The following is a 6,548-nucleotide window of genomic DNA, read 5'->3' on the forward strand; positions in this document are numbered from 1 at the left end:
AAAAGAAGAGCAGCTAAGACACTGAGAACAAACATAGGATGATAAAGTATTGAAGGAAAAGCCAATGTGGAACGAAAAATAAAAGCTACAACAACCTTTAGCAAGACAGGTTAACTGGCGAATACCTTTTTCTTGTTTAACTCTGTCTAAAGGATGGTAAGTTTGAGACTGAAGGTGAAATTGTTGAACACATGTAAATAGGTTCCTTTTATCCATTCAGCTCGCTCGGCAGTAGGAGCGGCGTTGGTCATCAGAACTCTGTTTCATGTGTGAAGGCTGACAAGCTTGTTCGCGTAAGAGGCTTTTAGGGTGTCTTCACAGGAGAATCTAAGCCCTTCTATTTAAGAGTATTCTTTGTTAGTAGATACTGTTTCTTTAGCTTTTTCTAAAATGTTTGATTGTACTTTCACTTCATTTTGATAGGCAAGTATCGATGTGTTAGTCACTCCAGTGATCAACATTCTTTTCATTGCTGTATTTTATTGATAAGCACTGCAAAGTTGCTATCACATTGGATGATAAACCCTTGAACTATGATAAGCTTAACATAGTTCAAGGGTATTTCTTAAGCTAGTTTAAGGAGAAGTGGTTACTTTACCCTGATCTTTGCCTTCCTAGGGGTAAGACCTATTGCATGTTTTACGCTGAGTGCCCTTATAGCAACAAAGGTAGATCATGTACACACTATTCCTATATATAGAACAGAGGCACTGCTCTTAACCCTATTAATCTCAGATAAATGGCTGCCATTAAAATGGTCATTCATTAACTATCAAGAACCTGGCAAATGAAACGAACGACTGGAGCAAAGGAAATCAAGGAAATTGTACACACTAGTAGTGGCTTTGTAGTATCAAGGGATGGACTTAACATCGGATACACAAAAGTAGGGAGTGGCCCAGCAGTCATAATCGTACATGGTAGCTATACTGTACAGAACCACTGGTTACGATTCGCCACCTATCTGGCTGACACCAACACCGTTTATATCTACGATCGCAGAGGACGAGGTCAAAGCTCTGATGAAAGGAAGCCCTTCTCCTTTCAACATGAGGTTGATGATCTTGCAGCTATGATAGATCTGGCAGGACCTGGCGCAACAATCTTGGGTCATAGTTACGGGGGCGGGGTAACATTGAGCTATATCATTCAATCTGGTTTTGAGGGGCGCGTGATCTTCTATGAGCCAATGAACGGAATCCTTAGGGAAGTAAGCCAAGGGCTTCTCCCTTATTTAAAATCTTTGGTCGACACGGGTAGGTTGGATGAGGCCACGGTAATGACCCAAACAAGGATTGTTGGATTTGACCCTGCGGCTGTAGAGATCTCTAAAGCAAGCCCTGCTTGGACAGCGCTTACAGAAATGACTAGTGTCTTTCTTCGAGAACTTGAGGCGCTGGATAATCTTAATCCAACAGAATCTGAAACTGACGCCATAAGGGCGAGGACATTTTTATTGCTGGGGACGGAGACGCAACCTGAGATACGGATAGCGACAGCCGCACTGGCGGCGAGGATTCGCGGCATCACCTTGTATCCTGTTAGAAATCAGGGACACCTGGCACATCTCTTAGACCCAGAGCAGCTAAAGAACCTGGTGATGCATTGCCTAACTAATTCTGACATCTGATTGACTGATGCACTTAAGTTCAAGTGAATCTTAATTACTCATATATTCAGTCTTGAAACAAATGAAACGGAAAATTCAAACGCTGTTGCTATCCTAGTGCAATTCCTTCAACACTACCTTGTATATGCGATTCCTGCTATACAAAAGGGAAAATAACACAGGCAACCGGTGGGGGAAACTCAAATTGTTACAACAGCAACGCTACTGATTTACAGTCGTTAAGAAAGTTTAGAGATAAACAATTAGCTAAACCAGGTTTAGAAGTGGCATTTTAGTTTCTAATATAAAGCTTCACTTAATATTGCTAAGCAGTTAGAGGGGAAAAATAAACAGTATTTTAGGGAGCCTAAGTTGTTATACTTATTCAACAGTGCCAACTCTGTCCTTCGACTCTAGGACAAGACAGATAGCATTGCAACAATAAGTATTTAAAGGTACTGAACAATTCGCTATCTTCAATTTCCCTTTGTGCAGTTTTTCATCATTTGAAAACCCGCCCTTCCTTTTAGTGATGATAACGATAGACTGTCGTATTCATCCTTGATGCGTGAAAGCAACAATTTAGATTAATTTAGCCTATAGGCAAATACATTATTCGGCAACTTTGGAAAAGTGATCTCATTAAAATCACTCTTTTACCATCTTCAATGATTAATGGTGCAAATGATTGATAAATTGTATCACTTCTAAAGATGTTCAATTAATAAGCAGTAAAGACAAGGAAATATTAGAGGAGATGAATACTGCTGATTAGTTTATTTGATCCTACTTTGGTATAACTGAACGAATGACAAATTGTGCTGCTATAAGCAATTGTAAAGGTGACTTATTTTGCTACGTCTGATTTTGTATCTTGGCACTAATGAATGACATCCAGACCTTCTCCCTTTCCAGGCATAGGCGGCTCTTCTCAGTACAGGATAATAAGCTGGAATATCTCTTTGTGCAAGCTGCTGATCATCCTTACTTGGAGGAGCCTTACCGGGCGGAGAGCTATGCAGTAGCCTTTCTTAAAGAAGGAAGTATTCATCTGCAAGCCGGCTTAAATCATTACGATGTCGAGGCGCCTTCAATTATTGCCTTAGGACCGTCTGTCATCCGAAGCTTCCGAAAACGTAGAGACTTAATGAAGATGGATATTTTGTTCTTTAAGGATACATTTTTATTGGAAAGATATGCAGATCTCTTTTTTTTAGTTAAACATAAATTCTTTGAAAATAATGACTTGCATGTAGTACATCTAGAGCCTCAATACGAAACCAGGTTTAAAAAAATATTTGAGCTGATTGAATTAACACAATCTGCTGTCAACCATCACCAGGCTGAAATTATCCGGAACTATATTTTTGCCTTAGTATATGAGATAGATGCTTATTACCGGCAGCATTCTTTAGGAACGCAAACGCTTCTCAACGCCTACCCCTTATTCGCCAAATTCAGACAGTTGTTAGCCCGCAACTATATGAAAGAACGGAAATTGGACTTCTATGCTCGGCAACTACATGTAACCCGCAAATACCTTTCCGCAGCGATCAAAAAGCAAACTGGCAAGTCAGCTGGTGAATGGATAGATGAAACCATAACCTTGGAGGCAAAGGTGCTGCTGCAAAACAGAGTACTTACTGTCTCTCAGGTCAGCGACATGTTGAATTTTTCAGATCAATCAGTGTTCGGAAAGTTTTTCAAAGCTAAAACAGGCATGTCTCCCGTTGAGTACCGGAAAAAAATTTAAGTCGACACAACCTACAATTCTTCACTCTTTTGATTTTAAAACATTTTACGTTTTTATAAAAAAAGCCATTTCGACCAAAACTCAGGCCTTTTAGCCCATTTTTACTGCTTTTTTAAGCGCAATTTTGCCTCATTAAAACTTTGTTAGGGTTTTAGGCATGAACAGTTTAACCATTCAAGTTCCGCAAGACAAAAATGGGGCACTGCTGAATGCATTTGGACAGCTGTTTAGCGAGTACGGCTTTGAGGGCGCTTCCATAAGGATGACACTAGCATAAATATCTGGCGGGAATTCGGTGATGGTCATTTATTGCTTCGGTACGAAGGAACCCTTTTTTGCTACCATTTTTGGGTTCAAATTTAAGCAGATAAATCATGAGGTAAGGGAATTAGGGAACTTTGAATCCTATCTGAAAGCTTTAGTCCGCCGCATAGAAACGAATCACGGATTTTACCAGCTGCTCCGCAATCCTTTTGCCACGAGGCAACACCCTGCCACCGTCACACTGGTATCAAAAGCCAGAGAGCAGGTTCTCATGCTGATCAGGAGTGTTGGTCAGGAAGGTGCCAAAACAGGATATTTTAGAGGAGTGGATGTAGATATGTTCGCGATGAATGTTCTCTTCCTGCTTCCTTACCTGCTTCCCTGCGAAATGGCAACCCTTATTCGCTCAAATTTGACGCTCTTGAGTCAGCCCAGGCGGACCGCTTTGGCAAACTGGATATTACCTATCTCCTGTCATCAATTACCATCATAGAGCCTGTAAGTTATGAAGTATCTAATGGATAGATATTCTTTGAATAAGAGGGAGGTGATAGTATTTATTACAATCCTGTTAGCAACCCTTTTTCTACTAAAGTTTAATTTAGCAAGTGCCCAGGGCATTAGTAGTAATCAGTACAAACTTTCTCTTTCGGAAGCAATACAGTATGCTAAAAGCCAGAATAAATGGGTGCAGGCAGCTATAACAGCAGAAAACGCCGCTGGTGAGGATCTTAAGGATGCTTATAATGCTGCTTTGCCCTCCGTGAACGCCAGTGCATCCTACCAAAGGTTTTCTGATTTATCCCTTTTTACAAATGGACTGGAGCAATCAACCACCGGACCAAGAAAGCCGACACCCAATGCCGCGGCCTTGGGCCTTGATGCCCTTTTTAATATTTACAGCGGTGGCAGGCAGCGTGCTATGCAAAGCGAGCAGGAAGCCCGCCTTAAATTAGCAGAATTGAATACGCAGGACCAAGCTGGTTATATTGCTTTGCAGACGGCCGCGCAGTACCTGGAACTGGTAAGGCTGAATGATTTGCACAAATTTATCCAGGATCAGTTGAAAAGGGCACAAACCCGCTTAGGTAACATAAACTCCCTTTATAGAAACCAAAAGGTAACCCGGAGTGATGTGTTGCGGGCAGAAGTAATGTTATCAAATGTCGAGCTCACTTTACAGCAAAACGAAAATGATATTATTATCGCCAATCAGAAACTGAATGTGCTGATGAATCTTCCGGATTCCGTTTCCATTTTGCCTACCGATTCTGCCGGGATGCCCAAACCAGAGACTACTGCGCTTTTGCCGTTATTAGAAGAGACAGGGGATGATTCCTATGCTATTCAAAAGTCCAGTCAGAATATTCAGGTGCAAAGGGCAAGAGTCAGAAGCATACAAAGCTATAGCATGCCTTCTCTCAGTTTCTATACGGCCTATGGGCTAAACTATCCAAATTACCTGTTCTTCCCGCCAATAGATCAGGCGTATACCATTGGTTTTGTTGGCCTGAGAGCTCAGTATGGCATCTCCTCCCTTTACCATAATAAAAGCAAAATTGCTGCTAGCCAACTTAGAGTCCAGGAACTACAGCTACAGCAGCAGGCCGTAGGCGATAATGTTCGTACCGAGGCAAATGCTCACTACATCAAGTACATAGAAGCCCTTAACCGGATCATGGTAAATGAGCGGTCAGTTGCACAAGCCCAGGAAAACTACCGGATTGTCAGTACAAAATACTTTAACCAACTGGCCCTGTTAACGGACCTGCTCGATGCCGACAGTTTGTACCAGGAATCCAGATTCGATCTGATTCGGGCACAAACGGATGCCCTTGCCATCTATTACCGCCTGCTTTATACCAGTGGGAAATTATAAATCACCATCCTGAAAAATGAACAAAGATCATCATAAAACACATCTGGGCAACATTGTTATTACCGTTATTGCCGTTATCCTCGTTCTGGCAGGGGCAGCGTATTTTATTTATTTCTGGCAATACTCCCGAAACCATGAAGAAACTAATGATGCCCAGGTAGAGGCCTACATTAATCCTGTATCGGCCAGAGCAGGTGGCTATATTCTGCGGGTTTACTTTGAAGAGCATCAATTAGTTAAAGAAGGGGATACTCTGGTGATACTGGACGACCGGGAATACCAGGCTCAACTACAATCGGCCGAAGCAGCTGTAGAAGATGCTTATGCCCAGCAAACTGTGCTTGCTGCCAGTATTCGCTCGGCAGAACTTGGCACCCTGGTAAACGAGGATCAGATTAAGGGTGCAGAGGCCAGGTACCGGCAGCAGCAACAGGATATTAAACGTTATCGCAATCTGCTGAAAGAGGAGGCGGTAACAGGGTCTGAATTTGAGCAGGTAAAAGCCCGCTACGAAGTAACTGCAAGCGATTACAGTGCCGCAAAAAATAACCTGGCAATGAATTTAGCGAAGATCCAGGAACTCAAAACGCGTTTTGCCTTACTAAAAGCCGATATTAAAAAGAAGGAAGCCGCACTGGAACTGGCCAGGCTAAATCTATCCTATACCGTTATTCGGGCACCCTATTCTGGTCGGCTAGGACGAAAGAACATTATGGAGGGGCAGCAAATTCAGCCCGGCCAGCCCCTGGTTAGCATCATTAATGAAAATGAGAAATGGGTTATTGCGAACTTTAAGGAAACTCAGGTCGAGGGGATGTATATAGGCCAGCCCGTCGAGATTCGCATAGACGCGATTGACGGTAAAGTTTTTAAGGGCCAAATTGGAGCCATAGCGGGATCAACTGGTTCCAAGTTTTCACTCTTGCCCCCAGATAATTCCACTGGGAATTTTGTCAAAATTGTTCAGCGGATCCCCGTAAAGATTACATTTAGGGATACAAGAATCTCCGCAGTAGTTCCTGGCATGAACGCTACTGTCGCGG

Annotated in this window: 5 protein-coding genes; all 5 read left to right on the forward strand. The window is 42.5% G+C overall.

Annotated elements, in window-relative coordinates; all coding sequences use genetic code 11:
• The first annotated feature begins 787 nt into the window (after window positions 1-787).
• Window positions 788-1,630 (forward strand): alpha/beta fold hydrolase, encoded by an 843-nt coding sequence (locus LN893_RS20045; protein ID WP_229973172.1) that lies wholly within the window; start codon window positions 788-790, stop codon window positions 1,628-1,630.
• An 862-nt stretch (window positions 1,631-2,492) separates the two neighbouring features.
• Window positions 2,493-3,362 carry a helix-turn-helix domain-containing protein gene (locus tag LN893_RS20050; RefSeq protein WP_229973173.1) on the forward strand — a complete coding sequence of 290 codons (870 nt, stop codon included), beginning with the start codon at window positions 2,493-2,495 and terminating at the stop codon, window positions 3,360-3,362.
• A gap of 295 nt (window positions 3,363-3,657) precedes the next feature.
• Window positions 3,658-4,119 carry a hypothetical protein gene (locus LN893_RS20055; protein ID WP_229973174.1) on the forward strand — a complete coding sequence of 154 codons (462 nt, stop codon included), beginning with the start codon at window positions 3,658-3,660 and terminating at the stop codon, window positions 4,117-4,119.
• 24 nt (window positions 4,120-4,143) lie between these two features.
• Window positions 4,144-5,505, forward strand: coding sequence for a TolC family protein (locus LN893_RS20060; protein ID WP_229973175.1), 1,362 nt, complete (start codon window positions 4,144-4,146; stop codon window positions 5,503-5,505).
• 16 nt (window positions 5,506-5,521) lie between these two features.
• A partial coding sequence (locus LN893_RS20065; RefSeq protein ID WP_229973177.1) for an HlyD family secretion protein occupies window positions 5,522-6,548 on the forward strand: 1,027 nt, incomplete at its 3' end.

Origin of the sequence: Pontibacter harenae, from assembly GCF_020907245.1 — a bacterium.
Taxonomy (GTDB): Bacteria; Bacteroidota; Bacteroidia; order Cytophagales; family Hymenobacteraceae; genus Pontibacter; species Pontibacter harenae.

Coding starts and splice junctions, on each gene's coding strand:
- LN893_RS20045 (WP_229973172.1), top strand. CDS start 788: ATGAAACGAACGACTGGAGCAAAGGAAATCAAGGAAATTGTACACACT.
- LN893_RS20050 (WP_229973173.1), top strand. CDS start 2,493: ATGAATGACATCCAGACCTTCTCCCTTTCCAGGCATAGGCGGCTCTTC.
- LN893_RS20060 (WP_229973175.1), top strand. CDS start 4,144: ATGGATAGATATTCTTTGAATAAGAGGGAGGTGATAGTATTTATTACA.